At 70.7% G+C, this 19,260-nt stretch carries 20 protein-coding genes; 9 read left to right on the top strand and 11 right to left on the bottom strand.

The window, feature by feature from the left end:
- Positions 1 to 21: 21 nt before the first annotated feature.
- On the top strand, positions 22 to 1,236 hold the full coding sequence (serB, locus tag OG933_RS33475; RefSeq protein WP_362520881.1) for a phosphoserine phosphatase SerB: 1,215 nt from the start codon (positions 22 to 24) through the stop codon (positions 1,234 to 1,236).
- A 117-nt stretch (positions 1,237 to 1,353) separates the two neighbouring features.
- Here serB and OG933_RS33470 read toward each other — a convergent pair whose 3' ends face one another.
- The 4 genes from OG933_RS33470 to OG933_RS33455 form a co-directional block, all read right to left on the bottom strand.
- The gene (locus OG933_RS33470; RefSeq protein WP_327182274.1) at positions 1,354 to 1,872 is read right to left on the bottom strand and encodes a histidine phosphatase family protein; all 519 of its coding nucleotides are present in this window, start codon (positions 1,870 to 1,872) and stop codon (positions 1,354 to 1,356) included.
- Positions 1,873 to 1,951: 79 nt separating this feature from the next.
- Entirely contained in the window at positions 1,952 to 2,158 is a 207-nt protein-coding gene (locus tag OG933_RS33465) for a hypothetical protein (RefSeq protein ID WP_362520878.1), read from the bottom strand.
- Between the two features lie 278 nt (positions 2,159 to 2,436).
- On the bottom strand, positions 2,437 to 2,553 hold the full coding sequence (locus tag OG933_RS33460) for an SGM_5486 family transporter-associated protein (protein ID WP_107095507.1): 117 nt from the start codon (positions 2,551 to 2,553) through the stop codon (positions 2,437 to 2,439).
- Positions 2,554 to 2,597: 44 nt separating this feature from the next.
- Positions 2,598 to 3,944, bottom strand: a complete 1,347-nt coding sequence (locus tag OG933_RS33455; RefSeq protein WP_405630576.1) for a CynX/NimT family MFS transporter — start codon at positions 3,942 to 3,944, stop codon at positions 2,598 to 2,600.
- A gap of 70 nt (positions 3,945 to 4,014) precedes the next feature.
- Between OG933_RS33455 and OG933_RS33450 the strand changes: the two genes are divergently transcribed.
- A complete protein-coding gene (locus OG933_RS33450) occupies positions 4,015 to 4,704 on the top strand; it encodes a FadR/GntR family transcriptional regulator (protein ID WP_362520872.1) in 690 nt (229 codons plus the stop codon).
- Here the strand turns inward: OG933_RS33450 and OG933_RS33445 are convergent.
- From OG933_RS33445 to fabG, 3 genes are all read right to left on the bottom strand, one after another.
- Positions 4,685 to 5,041 (bottom strand): hypothetical protein, encoded by a 357-nt coding sequence (locus OG933_RS33445; protein WP_362267012.1) that lies wholly within the window; start codon positions 5,039 to 5,041, stop codon positions 4,685 to 4,687. The genes OG933_RS33450 and OG933_RS33445 overlap by 20 nt on opposite strands.
- A gap of 164 nt (positions 5,042 to 5,205) precedes the next feature.
- Entirely contained in the window at positions 5,206 to 5,973 is a 768-nt protein-coding gene (gene fabI, locus OG933_RS33440; protein WP_020130401.1) for an enoyl-ACP reductase FabI, read from the bottom strand.
- Positions 5,974 to 5,978: 5 nt separating this feature from the next.
- Positions 5,979 to 6,683 carry a 3-oxoacyl-[acyl-carrier-protein] reductase gene (fabG, locus tag OG933_RS33435; protein ID WP_020130402.1) on the bottom strand — a complete coding sequence of 235 codons (705 nt, stop codon included), beginning with the start codon at positions 6,681 to 6,683 and terminating at the stop codon, positions 5,979 to 5,981.
- A 241-nt stretch (positions 6,684 to 6,924) separates the two neighbouring features.
- Between fabG and OG933_RS33430 the strand changes: the two genes are divergently transcribed.
- The 3 genes from OG933_RS33430 to tyrS all read left to right on the top strand — a co-directional run bounded on the left by OG933_RS33430 (position 6,925) and on the right by tyrS (position 11,184).
- Positions 6,925 to 8,448, top strand: a complete 1,524-nt coding sequence (locus tag OG933_RS33430; protein ID WP_020130403.1) for a TldD/PmbA family protein — start codon at positions 6,925 to 6,927, stop codon at positions 8,446 to 8,448.
- Positions 8,445 to 9,848 (top strand): metallopeptidase TldD-related protein, encoded by a 1,404-nt coding sequence (locus OG933_RS33425; protein WP_362520869.1) that lies wholly within the window; start codon positions 8,445 to 8,447, stop codon positions 9,846 to 9,848. Before OG933_RS33430 ends, OG933_RS33425 begins: the two co-directional genes overlap by 4 nt.
- Before the next feature lie 67 nt (positions 9,849 to 9,915).
- The gene (tyrS, locus tag OG933_RS33420; RefSeq protein ID WP_362520951.1) at positions 9,916 to 11,184 is read left to right on the top strand and encodes a tyrosine--tRNA ligase; all 1,269 of its coding nucleotides are present in this window, start codon (positions 9,916 to 9,918) and stop codon (positions 11,182 to 11,184) included.
- Positions 11,185 to 11,307: 123 nt separating this feature from the next.
- On the opposite strand, the gene OG933_RS33415 is transcribed toward tyrS, so the two are convergent.
- Complete coding sequence (locus OG933_RS33415) at positions 11,308 to 11,586, bottom strand: GlsB/YeaQ/YmgE family stress response membrane protein (RefSeq protein WP_020130406.1); 279 nt, start codon at positions 11,584 to 11,586, stop codon at positions 11,308 to 11,310.
- Between the two features lie 246 nt (positions 11,587 to 11,832).
- Between OG933_RS33415 and OG933_RS33410 the strand changes: the two genes are divergently transcribed.
- Both OG933_RS33410 and OG933_RS33405 read left to right on the top strand, forming a co-directional pair.
- Positions 11,833 to 12,240, top strand: coding sequence for a DUF3099 domain-containing protein (locus OG933_RS33410; RefSeq protein WP_405630573.1), 408 nt, complete (start codon positions 11,833 to 11,835; stop codon positions 12,238 to 12,240).
- 197 nt (positions 12,241 to 12,437) lie between these two features.
- Positions 12,438 to 12,656 carry a hypothetical protein gene (locus OG933_RS33405; RefSeq protein WP_054239261.1) on the top strand — a complete coding sequence of 73 codons (219 nt, stop codon included), beginning with the start codon at positions 12,438 to 12,440 and terminating at the stop codon, positions 12,654 to 12,656.
- Here OG933_RS33405 and moaA read toward each other — a convergent pair.
- The 3 genes from moaA to OG933_RS33390 form a co-directional block, all read right to left on the bottom strand.
- Entirely contained in the window at positions 12,653 to 13,642 is a 990-nt protein-coding gene (moaA, locus tag OG933_RS33400) for a GTP 3',8-cyclase MoaA (RefSeq protein ID WP_362520863.1), read from the bottom strand. The genes OG933_RS33405 and moaA overlap by 4 nt on opposite strands.
- Before the next feature lie 169 nt (positions 13,643 to 13,811).
- Entirely contained in the window at positions 13,812 to 15,437 is a 1,626-nt protein-coding gene (locus tag OG933_RS33395; protein ID WP_362520860.1) for a cation acetate symporter, read from the bottom strand.
- On the bottom strand, positions 15,434 to 15,790 hold the full coding sequence (locus OG933_RS33390; RefSeq protein WP_362520858.1) for a DUF485 domain-containing protein: 357 nt from the start codon (positions 15,788 to 15,790) through the stop codon (positions 15,434 to 15,436). The genes OG933_RS33395 and OG933_RS33390 overlap by 4 nt, the downstream gene beginning before the upstream one ends.
- 313 nt (positions 15,791 to 16,103) lie before the next feature.
- Between OG933_RS33390 and OG933_RS33385 the strand changes: the two genes are divergently transcribed.
- Positions 16,104 to 17,633 (top strand): S8 family serine peptidase, encoded by a 1,530-nt coding sequence (locus OG933_RS33385; protein ID WP_362520856.1) that lies wholly within the window; start codon positions 16,104 to 16,106, stop codon positions 17,631 to 17,633.
- A 167-nt stretch (positions 17,634 to 17,800) separates the two neighbouring features.
- A complete protein-coding gene (locus tag OG933_RS33380) occupies positions 17,801 to 19,210 on the top strand; it encodes a CoA transferase (protein ID WP_405630570.1) in 1,410 nt (469 codons plus the stop codon).
- The last annotated feature ends 50 nt before the right edge of the window (positions 19,211 to 19,260 follow it).

Genomic DNA, 19,260 nt, shown 5'->3' with positions numbered 1-19,260 from the left:
GCCGGATACGGTGGGTACACCATGAGCGCTTTGCAGACTTCGTCCTCTGACGTCCCCACGCTCCTTGTCAAGATCTTCGGCAAGGACAGGCCGGGCATCACGGCCGGCCTTTTCGACACCCTCGCCGCCTTCTCCGTCGACGTGGTCGACATCGAGCAGGTCGTCACCCGAGGCCGGATGGTGCTGTGCGCGCTCGTGACCGAGCCGCCGACCGGCTTCGAGGGGGAACTGCGGTCCACGGTCCACAGCTGGGCCGAGTCGATGAAGATGCAGGCCGAGATCATCTCCGGCATCGGTGACAACCGGCCGCGCGGCCTCGGCCGGTCGCTGGTCACCGTGCTCGGGCATCCGCTCACCGCGGAGGCCACGGCGGCGGTGGCCGCGAAGATCACGATGGCCGGCGGGAACATCGACCGTATCTTCCGGCTCGCCAAGTACCCCGTCACCGCCGTCGAGTTCGCCGTCTCCGGTGTGGAGACCGCGCCCCTGCGCACCGCTCTGGTCACGGGTGCGGCGGCGCTGGGGGTGGACGTCGCGGTGGTGGACGCGGGCCTGTACCGGCGGGCCCAGCGGCTCGTCGTGATGGACGTCGACTCCACCCTGATCCAGGACGAGGTGATCGAGCTCTTCGCCGCGCACGCCGGCTGCGAGGACGAGGTCGCCGAGGTGACGGCGGCCGCGATGCGTGGTGAGCTCGACTTCGAGCAGTCGCTGCATGCGCGCGTGGCGCTGCTGGCGGGACTGGACGCGTCGGTCGTGGACAAGGTGCGCGCCGAGGTCCGGCTGACGCCGGGCGCGCGCACGCTGATCCGGACGCTGAAGCGGCTCGGCTACCAGGTGGGGGTCGTCTCCGGCGGCTTCACCCAGGTCACCGACGATCTTCAGGAGCGGCTCGGGCTGGACTTCGCGCAGGCCAACACGCTGGAGATCGTCGACGGCAGGCTGACCGGCCGGGTCACCGGCGAGATCGTGGACCGTGCGGGCAAGGCGCGGCTGCTGCGCCGGTTCGCCGCCGAGGCGGGCGTACCGCTCTCGCAGACCGTGGCGATCGGCGACGGCGCCAACGACCTCGACATGCTCAACGCGGCCGGTCTCGGGGTCGCCTTCAACGCCAAGCCGGTGGTGCGCGAGGCGGCGCACACGGCGGTGAACGTGCCGTTCCTGGACACCGTCCTGTATCTGCTCGGCATCACCCGTGAAGAGGTCGAGGCCGCGGAGACGCACGACGAGCAGTAGCCCCGCGCGGGCGTGGCGAAGACGCACGGTCGTCGGCGCGCGGACGCACGGGTGCCCCGACGGACGCGGAGGGCCCGGCACCATCGCGGTGCCGGGCCCTCGCGCGTGCCGGGTGGGTCACTCGGAGGGCGCCCAGTAGTCGAGCAGCGTGGCAACGCCGGGCTCCAGGGACTTCCAGGGGCCGTCGAAGGAGACGACGGCGAAGGCCGCGGCCGGGAACCCGCGGCGGCGCATCCGCTCGCCGGCGTCGCCGTCGCTCCGGCCGGAGAGGATGTCGGCGAGACCCTGGATGCCCGGGTTGTGGCCGATCAGGACGACGTCACGCACGTCGTCGGGTGTTTCGTTGAGCAGGGCGATCAGCTCACCGGGCGAGGCCTCGTAGATCCGCTCCTCGTAGACGGTTTTCGGCCGCTGCGGGAACTCATGGACGGCGAGCTTCCACGTCTCGCGCGTGCGGGTCGCGGTGGAGCAGACGGCCAGGTCGATGGGGATACCGCTGTCGACCAGCTTGCGTCCGGCGACGGCGGCGTCCTTCCGGCCCCGCTCAGCGAGCGGACGCTCATGGTCGGTCACCTGCGGCCAGTCGGCTTTCGCATGGCGGAAGAGGACGATCCTGCGGGGTTCTGCGACGCTCATGAGTCCCAGCTTCGCATGAAACAGGCCACGGGGCGCAGGGAGTTGACACGCGGCTTCACCAGCGGTCCTGAGCTCCGCCCTAGCGGGTGACCAGCATGTGCACGCGCTCGACGAGGTGGGTGATCGCCGGGTCGCCGGTGGCCGCGTGGGCGTCGGCGGGGTTCAGTATCAGCACCAGCAGGGTGATGAAGGCGAGCGTCGGGAGGGCGAGGGCCCACCAGGGCAGCCAGGTGTCGACGCCGCCCGAGGTGGCCGGGTGGGGCCGGGTGTGCGTAGGGGCCGACATGGGTGCCTCCGCTGTCTTCGAGTGGTCCGTGGACCTTGGCAGGTGATCCGCGTCCTGCGGCCACACCTCGAAGTTACGGAATCGGCGGCCCTCAACCCATCCGGTGATCCACCCACTTGACCCTGACCCTCACCCCCTAGGGGACAGGGGGGTTAACCCCACCCCGGTCACCCGGACGAGATCGTGGCAGGGTCGATGCGGCCGGTCGTCACGACCGGCTCGTCACGTCCGGCTCGTCACGTCCGGATCGTCACGTCTGGATCGTCACGTCCGGGCCGTCAGGGCGAGGCGATGGTCGCGATGACGGCGATGACGACGAAGATGGCGAAGAACGAGCCGAAGACAATCAGCATCTTCTTCTGACCGTTCTGGGGGTTCGGGTCGAGCACTGGCATACGGCAAGTCTCGCACCCCGCGTCCCCCACGGTTCCCCCGGGGGTCAGCGGGTGGCCTCCTCCTCCACCGTGCGGTCCCGGCCGGCCAGGACGCCCACGACCGTCTGCGGGACCATCAGGGCCGCCATGAGCGCGAGGGGCAGGCCCCAGCCGCCGCTGTGCTGGTAGAGCACCCCCACCAGGAGCGGGCCGGGGATGGAGATCAGATAGCCGGTGCTCTGCGCGAACGCCGACAGCTGAGCCACACCCGCGCCGGTTTTGGCCCGCATCCCGACCATCGTGAGGGCCAGCGGGAAGGCGCAGTTGGCGATGCCGAGCAGCAGGGCCCAGACCCAGGCGCCGCCGGCCGGCGCGAGGTACAGGCCGGCGTATCCGACGAGACCGCAGCCGCCGAGCGCGAGCACGATCGGGCCCTGGTGCGGCAGCCGGGTGGCGACACGCGGGATGACGAAGGCCAGCGGAACGCCCATCGCCATCGTCACGGCGAGGAGCAGCCCGGCCGTGCTCGCGGGCACCCCGGCGTCCCGGAAGATCTGCGGCATCCAGCCCATGGTGATGTACGCGGCGGTGGCCTGGAGGCCGAAGAAGACGGCGAGCGCCCAGGCGGTACGACTGCGGGTGATGCGCAGCGGGGCGGCCGACGGCTGCGGCACGCGCGCGTGGGCCTGCGGGGCGGGCCGAGGTCCCCGCTCCTGCCGCTCCCCCTCCGCACGCGCGCCGCCCGGTGCCGTCCCGCGGTCCCGTGCGAGCGGCAGCCAGGGCAGGACGGCCGCCGCCGCCAGGCCCGCCCAGAGCGCGAGGCCGGTCTGCCAACTGCCGCCCAGCGCCTCGGTCATGGGCACGGTGATCGCGGCGGCGGCGGAGGTGCCGAGGGCCAGGGCCATCGAGTACAGGCCGGTCATGGTGCCGACCCGGTCGGGGAAGTGACGCTTGACGATGACCGGCATCAGGACGTTGCTGACGGCGATGCCCATGAGGGCGAGGGCACTGGCGGCGAGGAACCCCGCCGTACCGCCCGCGTAGGGGCGCAGGAGCAGCCCCGCCGTGATGGCGACCATGCCGGCGCACACCACCGCTCCCGGCCCGAAGCGGCGGGCGAGACGGGGTGCCATGACGCCGAAGACGGCGAAGCACAGCGGGGGCACGGAGGTGAGGAGCCCGGCGACGCTGCCGCTCATGCCGAGCCCGTCGCGCACCTCTTCGAGCAGTGCGCCGAGGCTCGTGATGGCGGGCCGGAGGTTGAGGGCGGCCAGCACGATGCCGACGACGAGCAGCCGTGTGCCCCAGTCCCACGCGCGGGGGGCCGTCCGCGGGGGCTCGCCCGCGGCCGAGGTGCGGGTGGGCGGGGGTGTCGTCGTCCGGGTCTGCTCGCTAGCCATGCCGACCATCATAGAATCATAGGATGATTGGTTGTCCATGCCCGGGTTCCCCTGGGCCGCCCCACCCGTGCGAAGGTGTGCCATGCCCCTGAGCCATCCCCGCCGCTCGGCGCTGTCCGAACAGGTCATCACCGCGCTGCGCACCCAGATCACCTCGGGCGAGTGGCCGGTCGGCGCGCGCATCCCCACGGAGCCCGAACTGGTCGAACAGCTGGGCGTCGCCCGCAACACGGTCCGCGAGGCCGTCCGCGCGCTCGCGCACAACGGGCTGCTGGACATCCGGCAGGGCTCGGGAACCTACGTCGTGGCGACCAGCGAACTGGCGGGTGTGATGCACCGCCGCTTCGCCGACGCCGACCCCGGGCACATCGCCGAGCTGCGCGCCACGCTGGAGTCGAGCGCGGCGAAGCTGGCGGCCGGCCGTCGCACGGAGAAGGACCTCAAGCAGCTGGACGCGCTCCTCCTGCGGCGTGAGGAGGCCTGGGACTCGGGCGACGCGGAGGCGTTCGTGACGGCGGACTCCAGCTTCCACCTGGCGGTGGTGGCGGCCTCCCACAACGACGTCATGAGTGCGATGTACGCGGACCTCGGCGAGGTGCTGCGGGACTGGCTGCGCGAGGACGTCGGCGAGGAGCTGACGCCGGAGACGTACATGGACCACACGCGGCTGGTGGACGCGATCCGCGCGGGCGACGCGGAGGCCGCCGCCGTCGAGGCGGCCAGCTACCCCCTGCTGTGCCGCCCCGGCCGGTTCACAGCTTCTGGTGGCTGACCCAGGCCGAGCGGACCTCCTTCCAGCAGCGGCCGGTGAGCCGTACGGTCTGGGCGGGGCCTGCGTCGGCGGGGGTGCCGTCGGTGTCGAGATCCCACCAGCGGTCGCACTCGATGTGCAGACGGACGCGGTCGGTGTCGGCGTAGGGGTTGTGGCAGTAGGCGACGACTCGGGAGCCGCGGACCTCCGTGCGGCACTCCGCGCCGAACGGCTCCTCGGGTGCGGCGGTGGCCTGCCGGGCGGCCGGCACGCGCGCGTGGGGCAACGCGTCGTACGGCAGCGACAGGACGAGACAGACAGCGACGGTCACTGGGGCCAGGCTGCGAGACAGGCGCACAAGGGGACCTCCTCGGCCGTGCTGGGGAGGAAAGCGCGGTAAGGAACCCGCACTTCAGAGTGCCTTGCCGGGGCACTCCCCCGCCTGGCCGGATGAGCCGAACGGGTGACGCCCCGCTCCCCGCGCGCGAGCGGGGGAACGGGGCGTCTACGGCGTGTCGGTGATCAGGCTCCGATGGCGTGCAGGCCACCGTCGACGTGCACGATCTCGCCGGTGGTCTTCGGGAACCAGTCGCTCAGCAGGGCGACCACACCGCGGCCGGCCGGGCCGGGGTCGTTGAGGTCCCACTCCAGCGGGGAGCGGTCGTCCCACACGGAGGCCAGCTCGGAGAAGCCCGGGATGGACTTGGCCGCCATGGAACCGATGGGACCGGCGGAGACCAGGTTGCAGCGGATGTTCTGCTTGCCCAGGTCACGCGCCATGTAGCGGCTGGTGGCCTCCAGGGCCGCCTTGGCGGGGCCCATCCAGTCGTACTGCGGCCAGGCGAACGAGGCGTCGAAGGTGAGGCCGACGACCGAGCCGCCGTTCTGCATCAGCGGCAGACAGGCCATGGTGAGCGACTTCAGGGAGAACGCCGAGACGTGCATGGCCGTGGCGACCGACTCGAACGGCGTGTTGAGGAAGTTGCCGCCCATGGCGTCCTGCGGCGCGAAGCCGATGGAGTGCACGACGCCGTCGAGACCGCCGAGCTCCTCGCCGACGATGTCGGCCAGCCGGCCGAGGTGCTCGTCGTTCGTCACGTCGAGCTCGATGACCTTGGTGGGCTTCGGCAGCTTCTTGGCGATGCGCTCGGTCAGCGTGGGCCGCGGGAACGCGGTCAGGATGATCTCGGCACCCTGCTCCTGGGCCAGCTTGGCGGTGTGGAAGGCGATGGAGGACTCCAGCAGCACGCCGGTGATCAGGACGCGCTTGCCCTCGAGAATTCCGCTCATGGTGATCAGTGACCCATTCCCAGTCCGCCGTCAACGGGAATGACGGCTCCAGTGATGTACGAGGCGTCGTCCGAGGCGAGGAACCGCACCGTCGCGGCGATCTCCTCCGGCTGCGCGTACCGGCCGAGCGGGACCTGCGAGACGATGCCCGCGCGCTGCTCGTCGGTGAGCACCTTGGTCATGTCGGTGTCGACGAAGCCGGGCGCGACGACGTTGAAGGTGATGTTGCGCGATCCCAGCTCACGGGCGAGGGAACGCGCGAAGCCGACCAGGGCGGCCTTGGAGGCGGCGTAGTTCGCCTGCCCGGCGGAGCCGAGCAGGCCCACGACCGAGGAGATCAGGACGACACGGCCCTTCTTGGCGCGCAGCATGGCGCGGTTCGCGCGCTTGACCACGCGGAAGGTGCCCGTGAGGTTGGTGTCGATGACCGAGGTGAAGTCCTCCTCGGACATGCGCATCAGGAGCTGGTCCTTGGTGACGCCGGCGTTGGCGATCAGAACCTCGACGGGGCCGTGCTCGGCCTCGATCTCCTTGTAGGCCTGCTCCACCTGCTCGGAGTCGGTGATGTCGCACTTGACCGCGAAGAAGCCGGCCGGTGGCTCGCCCGAGCGGTACGTGATCGCGACCTTGTCGCCGGCATCGGCGAACGCGCGGGCGATGGCGAGGCCGATGCCCCGGTTTCCTCCGGTGACGAGAACCGAGCGGCTCAACGGATCACCCTTTCGATAGGGGTCTGACGCACCCGCCCGAACACGGAACGGCAGGTGGCTTCCCTCGAAACCTATCGGTCTGCCTCGTCCGACGGACATTCGGGCACCGACAGTGGCTCACCGGACTGACTGTGGGGTCTCTACAGAAAGTTTGCGGAAGCGGGGCGGAAACGTGTGGTCCGGGGCTGCCGGGCGCGACATGATCGAGGCCTTCACACGACGACACCAGGGAGAGACGTAGGTGCCCCACAGCATCGATGAAAGTTTCACGGCCCTACCCCTACGCGCCCTCGCCGACGCCGCTCTCGCACGCGCGCGTGCGCTGGGGGCGGAGCACGCGGACTTCCGGTTCGAGCGGGTGCGCAGCGCGTCCTGGCGGTTGCGGGACGCCAAGCCCTCCGGGTCCTCCGACACGACCGACCTCGGGTACGCGGTGCGGGTGGTGCACGGCGGTACGTGGGGGTTCGCGTCCGGCGTGGATCTCACGATGGACGCCGCGGCCCGGGTCGCCTCGCAGGCCGTGGCGATGGCCAAGCTGTCCGCCCAGGTGATCAAGGCGGCCGGTTCGGACGAGAGGGTGGAACTGGCCGACGAGCCGGTGCACGCCGACAGGACGTGGATCTCGTCCTACGAGATCGACCCGTTCACGGTGCCGGACGAGGAGAAGGCGGCGCTGCTCGCGGACTGGAGCGCGCGGCTGCTGGCGGCGAACGGGATCAACCACGTGGACGCCTCGCTGCTCACCGTCCACGAGAACAAGTTCTACGCCGACACGGCCGGGACGGTGACCACCCAGCAGCGGGTGCGGCTGCACCCGGCACTGACCGCGGTGTCGGTCGACGAGTCGAGCGGCGAGTTCGACTCGATGCGCACGATCGCGCCGCCCGCCGGACGCGGCTGGGAGTACCTCACGGGCACCGGGTGGGACTGGGACGACGAGCTCGACCGGATCCCGGAGCTGCTCGCCGAGAAGATGCGGGCGCCGAGCGTCGAGCCGGGGCTGTACGACCTGGTCGTCGACCCGTCGAACCTGTGGCTGACCATCCACGAGTCCATCGGGCACGCCACCGAGCTGGATCGGGCCCTCGGCTACGAGGCCGCCTACGCCGGCACCTCCTTCGCCACCTTCGACCAGCTCGGCAAACTGCGCTACGGCTCGGACCTGATGAACGTCACGGGCGACCGCACCGCCGAGCACGGCCTGGCGACCGTCGGCTACGACGACGAGGGCGTCGAGGGCCAGTCCTGGGACCTCGTGAAGGACGGCACGCTCGTCGGCTACCAGCTGGACCGGCGGATCGCGAAGCTGACCGGGTTCGAGCGGTCCAACGGGTGCGCCTTCGCCGACTCCCCCGGCCATGTCCCGGTGCAGCGCATGGCCAACGTGTCGTTGCGGCCGGATCCGGCCGGGATGTCGACCGAAGGTCTCATCGGCAGCGTCGACCGGGGCATCTACGTCGTCGGCGACCGGTCCTGGTCCATCGACATGCAGCGCTACAACTTCCAGTTCACCGGGCAGCGGTTCTTCCGGATCGAGAACGGACGGATCACCGGCCAGCTGCGGGACGTGGCCTACCAGGCGACGACCACCGACTTCTGGGGGTCGATGGCGGCGGTCGGCGGCCCGCAGACGTACGTCCTCGGCGGCGCCTTCAACTGCGGAAAGGCCCAGCCGGGCCAGGTCGCGGCGGTGTCGCACGGCTGCCCGTCGGCCCTCTTCAAGGGCGTCAACATTCTGAACACCACGCAGGAGGCCGGTCGATGAGCGCGGGCACCAACAAGGCGCAGCAGCCGCACGAGATCGTCGAGCGCGCCCTCGAACTGTCGCGGGCCGACGGCTGTGTCGTGATCGCCGACGAACAGTCCACGGCGAACCTGCGCTGGGCCGGCAACGCGCTCACGACCAACGGCGTCACGCGCGGGCGCACGCTCACCGTGATCGCCACGGTCGACGGCAAGGAGGGCACCGCCTCCGGTGTCGTCTCGCGGGCCGCCGTCACCAAGGACGAGCTGGAGCCCCTGGTCCGCGCCGCCGAGGCCGCCGCGCGGGGCGCGGCCCCCGCCGAGGACGCGCAGCCGCTGGTCGCCGACGTGGCCCGGTCCCCCGAGTTCACCGAGGCGCCCGCGGAAACCTCGTCGGCGGTGTTCGCCGACTTCGCGCCCGCCCTGGGTGAGGCGTTCGCACGCGCGCGTGCGGGGGGTCGCGAGCTGTACGGGTTCGCCAACCACGAGCTCGTCTCGACGTACCTGGGCACGTCGACCGGACTGCGGCTGCGGCACGACCAGCCGAACGGAACGCTGGAGCTCAACGCCAAGTCCCCGGACCGGACCCGCTCGGCGTGGGCCGGGCGCTCCACCCGGGACTTCAAGGACGTCGACCCGGCGGCGCTCGACGCCGAGCTGGCCGTACGGCTGGGCTGGGCGGAGCGGCGGATCGAGCTGCCCGCCGGGCGGTACGAGACGCTGCTGCCGCCGACCGCGGTGGCCGACCTGATGATCTACCAGCTGTGGTCGGCGTCCGGCCGGGACGCCACCGAGGGCCGGACGGTGTTCTCCCAGCCCGGCGGCGGCACCCGGCTCGGGGAGAAGCTGTCCGACCTGCCGCTGACCCTGCGCAGCGACCCGAACGAGCCGGGTCTGGAGGCGCCGCCGTTCGTCATCGCGCACTCCTCCGGCGGCGACCAGTCGGTCTTCGACAACGGCCTGCCCGTGCGGCCCACCGAGTGGATCTCCGCGGGCGAGCTGAAGCGCCTGACGACCACCCGGCACAGCGCGGCCCTGACCGGCCTGCCGGTGGCCCCCGGGGCCGACAACCTGATCCTGGACGGCGGCGAGGACCGCTCCCTGGAGGAGATGGTCGCGGCCACCGGACGCGGGCTGCTGCTCACCTGCCTGTGGTACATCCGCGAGGTCGACCCGGCGACGCTGCTCCTCACCGGCCTGACCCGGGACGGCGTCTACCTGGTGGAGAACGGCGAGGTGGTCGGCGAGGTGAACAACTTCCGGTTCAACGAGTCGCCGGTCGGCCTGCTGGGGCGGGCGACGGAGGCGGGGCGCACGGAAAAGACGCTGCCCCGGGAGTGGAGCGACTGGTTCACTAGGGCTGCGATGCCCGCGCTGAGGGTGCCGGACTTCAATATGAGCTCTGTCAGTCAGGGCGTATAACCTCGTAGCCGGTGGTCGCTCGACCGCCCGAACACAGTCTGAAGATCATCAAGGAGATATGAGAACCGTGACGGACATCGTCGACGAACTGCAGTGGCGCGGGCTGATCGCCCTCTCCACTGACGAGGACGCATTGCGCAAGGCGTTCGCGGACGGTCCCGTCACGTTCTATTGCGGCTTCGACCCGACCGCGCCCAGCCTGCACCTCGGCAACCTCGTGCAGATCCTGACGATGCGCAGGATCCAGCAGGCGGGCAACCGTCCGCTGGGTCTGGTCGGGGGCGCCACCGGGCTGATCGGCGACCCGAAGCCCACCGCGGAGCGGACGCTGAACTCGCCCGAGGTCGTCGCCCAGTGGGTCGAGCGGCTGCGTGCGCAGATCGCGCCGCTGCTCGACTTCGACGGCCCGCACGCGGCGGTCATGGTCAACAACCTGGACTGGACGCAGGGCCTGTCGGCCATCGAGTTCCTGCGGGACGTCGGCAAGCACTTCCGCGTCAACAAGATGATCGCCAAGGAGGCCGTCTCCCGGCGGCTCAACTCCGAGGCGGGCATCGGCTACACCGAGTTCAGCTACCAGATCCTCCAGGGGATGGACTTCCTGGAGCTGTACCGGCGGCACGGCTGCACGCTCCAGACCGGCGGCAGCGACCAGTGGGGCAACCTCACCTCGGGCACCGACCTGATCCACCGGGTGGAGTCCGACGCCGTGGTGCACGCGCTGGCCACCCCGCTGATCACCAAGGCGGACGGCACCAAGTTCGGCAAGACGGAGTCCGGCACGATCTGGCTCGACCCCGAGATGACCACGCCGTACGCCTTCTACCAGTTCTGGCTGAACGCGGACGACCGGGACGTGTCGAAGTTCCTGCGCATCTTCAGCTTCAGGTCCCATGACGAGATCGAGGAGCTGGAGCGGCAGACCGAGGAGCGTCCGCAGGCCCGGGCCGCTCAGCGCGCGCTGGCCGAGGAGCTGACGACGCTGGTGCACGGCGCCGACCAGACGGCCGCCGTGGTCGCCGCGTCCAAGGCCCTCTTCGGCCAGGGCGAGCTCGGCGAGCTCGACGACCGGACGCTGGCCGCGGCCCTCTCCGAGGTGCCGCACATCCAGGTCACCGAACTCGGACCGGTCGTGGACCTGTTCGCCGAGGTCGGCCTGGTGGCCAGCAAGTCCGCCGCGCGGCGGACCGTGAAGGAGGGCGGGGCCTACGTGAACAACGTCAAGGTCACCGCGGAGGACGCCGTCCCGGCGAAGGACGAGCTCATCCACGGGCGGTGGCTGGTGCTGCGGCGCGGCAAGAAGAACCTGGCCGCCGTCGAGGTCACCGACGTCTGAGTGCCGCGCTTTCGCTCTACGGGTCGCGCGTAGGGGGTGCGCCGTAGGGGTGCGGGTTTCTGCCGGCCACGGCTTTCGTCGTGGCTTGTCGCGCGGTTTCCCGCGCCCCTCCCGGGCGTCGGCTCAGGCGTGGGTCTTCCGCTTGCCCAGCGTCGCCATGTAGAGCATGTCGCCGAGGGCGACGATGATGATCGCGGCGATCAGCTGGAACAGGTGGCGGCTCCAGTCGATGCCGGAAGTCTCCTCGACCCCTGCCGCGCGGGCGATCGCGTTGCCCACGATCGCACCCAGCATGCCGAAAATGGTGGTCAGCCAGAGCGGACTGTGCTGCTTGCCCGGGAGGATCGCCTTCGCGATCAGGCCCAGCACGAATCCCACGATGATGGCCCACAACCAGCCCATGGCTGCCTCCTTGTACGGCTCTACGTGAGCATTGCCCCCAAGTCTCGGTCTGCCCGCCGTACGGCGCATGTCGGGTGCGGCCATACGCGGCACGGCGCAGAACGTTCGCCCGGGCGGCAGGTGACCCGGTCTCGAAGGCGGCGCAGTCGCGGCGTAACGTGGACGGTGTCCGGGCCCGGTTCCCCGATCGGGTGCCGGCCGGAGAGGGGCCTGGGCAAGGCCGATGCGGGCGGACGGTGGAATGTGATGCGGAAGCAGGGTGGCGGCGGCAACGTCCAGGTGTTCCGGATCACCGGTGCGCGCCAGGGACTCCAGGACGACGTGCGGGGCCGGCAACGGCGGTACATCATCTCGATGTCGATCCGTACGCTCTCGGTGATCCTCGCGGCGACCTTGTGGAACGTGGAACGCCATGTGGCGATCGTGGCGTTGGTCCTGGGAGTGGTGCTCCCCTACATCTCGGTGGTGATCGCCAACGCGGGGCGGGAGAACGTGCCTTCGCTGCCCTCCACTTTCCTGACGGTGCCGGTGCGAACCATGATCGCCCCGCCGCGGGCCGAGGGTGAATCCGTGGACTCGGTGCCGGAAGAGGAGGGCTTCGCGGAACCCCGCCGGAAGGAACCGCAGCCCGATCCGGCTGAGCGTCAGCCGTGAACAGGCCATGGGCGGACTGTGCTCCAAGCTCAGGAAAAGCTCAGATCAATCATGTTGTTCCAGTGCCGTGCGGACCGTGAGCCATGACATACTTCGTACGCGCTCCGCATCCCCCGTCGGAGCGACGGACCGACGCCGGGCAGCTCCCCCCGTGGCTGCTCGGCGTCGCCTTTGTGTGCGTGTGGTGAGACAAACCTGTGAGTGACGAGACCCCGATCTGTTCCGCCAAGGGCTGCCGTGTCGACGCGGTGTGGGTACTGGCGTGGAACAACCCGAAGCTGCACACGCCGGAGCGGCGCAAGACATGGCTCGCGTGCGAGGAGCACCGGGAGCATCTGTCGCAGTTCCTCGGCGTCCGGGGCTTCCTCAAGGACGTCGTCCTGCTGACCGAGTGGGAGTCCCCGGAGGCTTCCTAGCCGCCGATCGCCGACATCGGCCGGTCCGGCTGGAGGAACGTCGGGTCGTCCAGGCCCGAGCCCGCCTTCTTGCCCCACATCGCCAGTCGCCAGATACGGGCTATCTCCTCGTCGGGTGCGCCGGAGCGCAGGGCCGCTCGCAGGTCCGTCTCCTCGCGGGCGAAGAGGCAGGTGCGGACCTGACCGTCGGCCGTGAGGCGGGTGCGGTCGCAGGCGGCGCAGAACGGGCGGGTGACGGAGGCGATGACGCCCACCCGGTGCGGGCCGCCGTCCACCAGCCAGCGTTCGGCCGGAGCGGAGCCGCGCTCTCCCTCGCCCTCGGCGGTGAGGTCGAAGCGGGTGCGCAGGGAGGCCAGGATGTCGCCGGCCGTGACCATGCCCTCGCGCTTCCAGCCGTGCTGGGCGTCCAGCGGCATCTGCTCGATGAAACGCAGCTCGTAGTCGTGCTCGACGGCCCAGGCGAGGAGGTCGGGGGCCTCGTCCTCGTTCAGGTCGGGCATCAGGACCGAGTTGACCTTCACCGGCGTCAGGCCTGCCTCACGGGCGGCTTCGAGGCCTTCGAGGACGTCCTTGTGACGGTCCCTGCGGGTGAGGGTCTTGAAGACGTCGGGCCGCAGGGTGTCGAGGGAGACGTTGACCCGGTCCAGGCCCGCCGCCTTGAGGGCGGTGGCGGTACGGCGCAGGCCGATGCCGTTCGTCGTGAGGGACATCTGGGGGCGGGGGGTCAGGGCCGCGACCCGCTCGACGATGCCGACCAGACCCGGACGCAGCAGGGGCTCGCCTCCGGTGAAGCGGACCTCCTCGATGCCGAGCGTGGAGACCGCTATGCCGATCAGGCGGACGATCTCGTCGTCGTCGAGCAGATCGGGCTTGGACAGCCACTGCAGGCCCTCCTCGGGCATGCAGTACGTACAGCGAAGGTTGCACCGGTCCGTCAGCGAGACCCTCAGGTCGGTGGCCACTCGGCCATAGGTGTCGATGAGCACGTGGGCCCCCTCCCTCGTAGCGATCGCGTGTTCTTTCCCGTCCCCTGCGAGCCTACGTGACACCGGTGACAACAACAGGGCCCGATCCCACGAGATCCCACGGAGCGGAACGCGGCCGCGTCGTAGAGATCTACGACGCGGCCGCGGGGGCGGGACGGTCAGCGGTTGCTCAGTGGGCTCCGGTGCCGGTCAGGGAGCGGACCTCCAGCTCGGCGAACTTCCCCTTGTCGGGCTCCTCCTTCGACAGCAGGGTGCCTACGACACCCAGCAGGAAGCCGACCGGGATCGAGATGATGCCGGGGTTCTCCAGCGGGAACCAGTGGAAGTCGACGTCCGGGAACATCGAGGTGGGCTTGCCCGAGACGACCGGCGAGAACAGCACCAGGCCGACCGCGGTGACCAGGCCGCCGTAGATCGACCACAGGGCTCCGGAGGTGGTGAACCGCTTCCAGAAGAGGCTGTAGAGGATCGTCGGGAGGTTGGCGGAGGCGGCGACCGCGAAGGCGAGGGCGACCAGGCCGGCGACGTTCAGGTCGCGGGCGAGGGCGCCCAGGAGGATGGAGACCGCGCCGATGCCCACGGTGGCGTAGCGGGCCGCGTTGATCTCCTGCTTCTCGGTGGCGGTGCCCTTCTTGATGACGTTGGCGTAGATGTCGTGGGCGAACGACGAGGACGATGCCAGGGTGAGGCCCGCGACGACCGCGAGGATGGTCGCGAAGGCGACCGCCGAGATGGTGGCCAGCAGGATCGCGCCCCAGTTGGAGTCGACGCCGCCGAGATGGAGGGCGAGCAGGGGCGCCGCGGTGTTGCCTGCCTTGTTGGAGGCGGTGATCTCGTCCGGCTTGATCAGCGCGGCGGCGCCGAAGCCGAGGGCGAGGGTCATCAGGTAGAAGGCGCCGATCAGGCCGATGGCCCAGAGGACCGACTTACGGGCGGCCTTGGCGGTGGGCACGGTGTAGAAGCGGATCAGGATGTGCGGCAGGCCCGCGGTGCCCAGGACCAGGGCGATGCCGAGCGAGATGAAGTCCAGTTTCGTGGTGCCGGTGGCGCCGTACTTCAGGCCGGGCTCCAGGAAGGCCGCGCCCTTGCCGCTGTTGTCGGCGGCCGAGCCCAGCAGGTCGGAGAGGTTGAAGTCGAACTTCAGCAGGACCAGGAAGGTGAGCAGGAGGGCGCCGGCGATGAGCAGGACCGCCTTGACCATCTGGACCCAGGTGGTGCCCTTCATGCCGCCGATCGTCACGTAGACGATCATCAGTACGCCGACCAGCGCGACGATGCCGATCTTGCCGCTGTCACTGGTGATGCCCAGCAGCAGCGAGACCAGGACGCCCGCGCCCGCCATCTGGGCCAGCAGGTAGAAGATCGACACCACGATGGTGGAGGTGCCGGCCGCCGTGCGGACCGGCCGCTGGCGCATGCGGTACGCCAGGACGTCGCCCATCGTGTAGCGGCCGGAGTTGCGCAGCGGCTCGGCGACCAGGAGCAGGGCGACCAGCCAGGCGACCAGGAAGCCGATGGAGTACAGGAAGCCGTCGTAGCCGAAGAGGGCGATGGCGCCCGCGATGCCGAGGAAGGACGCGGCGGACATGTAGTCACCGGAGACGGCGAGGCCGTTCTGGAAGCCGGTGAACTGGCGGCCGCCGGCGTAGAAGTCGGCGGCGTCCTTGGTCTGGCGGCCGGCCCAGACGGTGATGACGAGGGTCGCGGCGACGAACACCGAGAACAGGATGATGATCAGCGTGCGGTGCTCGCTGGCCTCGCCCGCGGCGAGCAGGGTGTGCTGTGCGGGGCTCATGCTCCGCCCTCCATCCGGGACTTGATGGCCTCGGCCTTGGGGTCGAACCGTGCGGCGGCGGTCCGCGCGTACCACCAGGCGATGAGGAAGGTGGTGAGGAACTGGGCGAGGCCGAGGGCCATGGCCACGTTGAAGTTGCCGAAGAGCTTGGTGCCCATGAAGTCGCCCGCGTAGTTGGACAGCAGGACGTACAGCAGGTACCAGGCGATGAAGGCGACCGTGAGCGGGAAGGCGAAGCTGCGGTAGGAGCTGCGCAGTTCACCGAACTCCGCGCTCTCCTGCACCGCGACGAACTCCTCGGTGGACGGGAGTTGGGTTGGGGATTTCGAGGGGGGCGGTGTCTCGGTGGCCACGAAGTCTCCTCGTTGCGGATGCGGGTCGGACGGCGAAAGGAGGCGAGTGTCCTCTCGCTCCCTGCCCAAGGTCACGGCGCCGCACAGGGACGGGTTCAACGCGTCGGGCGGGTTTGTCGAAGTGGCCTTCGGCAGGTCATGACCAACGAGCGGGGGCAGCATCAGGTCATGGGTCGGCAAACTCGCCGCCTGGAAGTCATTGCTGGCCGGTGAGTCAGGGAGATAGCTTCGGGCAAGCACCACCCGTCATGTACCTGCCCACGCAGCACCTGCGCCTGGGTCAGGTCCCGTTTCCGGATGATGTGGAGACCCCATGGCTCATCTGCCTTCCAGACGCCGCCTCGCGCTCGCGGTGCCCGTCGTGCTGTCGCTGACCGCTTCCCTCGGCTTCCTGCCGACGGCGGCCTCCGCGGCACCCGTCACGACTTCCGCCACCCGGACGGCCGATGCCGGAACCCTGGCGTACGTCGTCAACACGAAGGTGGACCACCGCACGATCGGGTCGGTGAAGAAGGCGATCGCCGCGGCCGGCGGCACCGTCGTCGCGGCGTACGAGAAGATCGGCGTCCTCGTCGTCCATTCGGCGAACCCCGACTTCGGGCCGCAGATACGCGCGGTACGCGGCGTGCAGTCGGCGGGTGCGACCCGTACCGCGCCGCTCAGCGCCGCGGGCACCACCGACGAGGGGGCCGCGCAGGTCCTCTCCAAGGCGGAGGCCGCGAAGATCGCGAAGGCGTCCGACGCGGCGGGCCAGAGCGAGCCGCTCGAGGCCGACCAGTGGGACCTGCGCGCGATCGGCGCCGACAAGGCCGCCGGGATCAACCCGGGCAGCAAGAAGGTGACGGTCGCTGTGATCGACACCGGCGTCGACGACACCCACCCGGACCTCGCGCCGAACTTCTCCGCGTCCCAGTCGGCGAACTGCGTCGGCGGCGTCGCGGACACCAGCGAGGGTGCCTGGCGCCCCTACACCGCGGACGACTACCACGGCACCCATGTCGCGGGTGAGATCGCCGCGGCCCGCAACGGCATCGGTGTGGCGGGCGTCGCGCCCGGCGTGAAGGTCGCCGGCATCAAGGTGAGCGACCCCAAGGACGGCCTCTTCTACCCGGAGAACGTCGTCTGCGCCTTCGTGTTCGCCGCCGACCACGGCGTCGAGGTCACGAACAACAGCTACTACGTCGACCCGTGGCTGTACAACTGCATGGACGACCCCGACCAGAAGGCGATCGTCGACGCGGTCAACAGGGCCCAGCTGTACGCCCAGAAGAAGGGCACGCTCAACGTCGCCTCGGCGGGCAACTCCAACCACGACCTGGACTCCGACTCCCTGGTCGACGCCTCGAGCCCGGACGACTCCACGCCGGTCGAGCGGACCGTCGACCCGCACGAGTGCTTCGACGTCCCGACCCAGCTGCCGGGTGTCGTCACGGTGAGCGCGACGGGCGTCAAGGGCACCAAGTCGTACTACTCCACGTACGGCCTGGGCGCGATCGACGTCGCGGCTCCGGGCGGCGACAAGTACCAGATACCGGACACCCCGTCCGCCAACGGCCGCATCCTGTCGACGCTGCCGAACAACACGTACGGCTTCCTCCAGGGCACCTCGATGGCGTCCCCGCACGTCGCCGGTGTGGCCGCGCTGCTGAAGTCGACCCACCCGCACGCGAGCCCGGCCCAGCTCCAGGCGCTGCTCAAGCTCCAGGCCGACAGCACGGCGTGCCCGACCGAGCCGTACGACGGCGACGGCAACGGGGTCGTGGACGCGACCTGCGTGGGCGGCAAGCGCCTCAACGGCTTCTTCGGCTTCGGCGTCGTGAACGCGCTGCGTGCCGTGAAGTAGTCGTCTGACAGGCGGTTGAAGGGCCGGGCGGACATCCGCCCGGCCCTTCGTGCGTGTGCGCGGGTATGCAGATGTGCCGGCGGGCCGACGGGCGGTGCATGTCGTCGCGCCTCCCGCGTGCACCCTCGACGCACATATTGATTGAATCAATAATGCATAGTGCAGTCATGACTGGAATCAAGTTTGCCTGGTCGGAGCTGGGCGGCGATCCCGCCCTCCTCGCGCGCGTGTCGACCGTCGTCCGGGAGGGCGCCCTCCCGGCGCGTCTTCCGGTGCGGGAGCTGGCGCGCGCCTGTGTGGGCGTGTGCGCGCTGGCCGGCGCCGAACTGGCGGCGCGGCGGGCCGACCTCCCGGAGGTGCCCGGGGTGCGGGTGGACGACGCGGCGGTGGGCACCGCGTTCGCCAGCGAGCGGCAGCTGCTGGTCGACGGGCGGGCGCCGGTCACCTTCGCCCCGCTGTCACGGTTGTGGCGGACGGCCGACGGATGGGTGCGCACCCACGCCAACTACCCTCACCACCGCGTGCGGTTGCTCGGGGCCCTGGCGCTGCCGGAGGACGCCGACGCGGCCGCCGTCGAGGCTTCGCTCGCGGAGCGCTCCGCCCTGGAGGTGGAGGACACGGTGTACGCGGCCGGGGGCCTGGCCGTCGCGTCGCGCACGCCCGAGGAGTGGGCGGCCCAGGAGCAGGCGGCCCTGATCGCCGCTCGCCCCCTGGTGGAGCGGGGCCGGTCGGACGAGGCACGCGTGCGTACCTTCGCGCCGCTGGAGGGCGGCCCACTGCTGCCCGCCGCCGGACTGCGCGTCCTGGACCTGACCCGGGTCCTGGCCGGGCCGGTCGCCACTCGCACCCTCGCCCTGCTGGGCGCGGACGTCCTGCGGGTCGACGCACCTCATCTGTCCGAGCTGCCCGACCAGCACGCCGACACGGGTTTCGGCAAGCGCTCGACGCTGCTGGACCTGACGACGGACCGGCGCACCTTCGAGGAATTGCTCGCGACGGCGGATGTCGTGGTCACCGGCTACCGGCCGGGCGCCCTGGACCGGTTCGGACTCTCCCCGGAGGCGCTGGCCGAGCGTCGGCCCGGGCTCGTCGTGGCGCAGGTGTCGGCGTGGGGCGCGTACGGGCCGTGGGGCGGGCGGCGCGGCTTCGACAGCCTGGTCCAGGTGGCCACCGGCATCGCGACCGTCGAGGGCTCCGCCGGACGGCCGGGCGCGCTGCCCGCACAGGCCCTCGACCACGGCACCGGCTATCTGCTGGCGGCGGCCGTGCTGCGGGCGCTGACCGAGCAGTCGTACGACGGCGGCAGCCGGTTCGTACGGTCGGCGCTGGCCCGGACCGCGGCGTGGCTCACCGAGGGAGTCCGGATGGACGAAGGGGAGGGCAAAGGGATGACCAAGGCGCAGGAACGGCAGGTGAGCGGGGGCGGGAGCGTCGACCCCGGCCGCCGGCTCGCGGAGACCGACAGCCCTCTCGGGCGGCTGCGCCACGCCCTTCCACCGGTGTCGTTCGACGGTGGGCCGGGCGACTGGGCACGGCCGCCGGGGCCTTGGGGAGCCGATCCGGCGCGCTGGCTCTGAGCCCCCGGACGACCGGCTCCCGTGCCGACACCGGATCCACCTGACCGGTT

Source organism: Streptomyces sp. NBC_00016, from assembly GCF_045040885.1.
In the GTDB taxonomy this organism is placed as follows: Bacteria; Actinomycetota; Actinomycetes; order Streptomycetales; family Streptomycetaceae; genus Streptomyces; species Streptomyces coriariae.
Note: the sequence above shows the minus strand (reverse complement) of the source record. Positions and strands in the feature narration are given on the sequence as shown.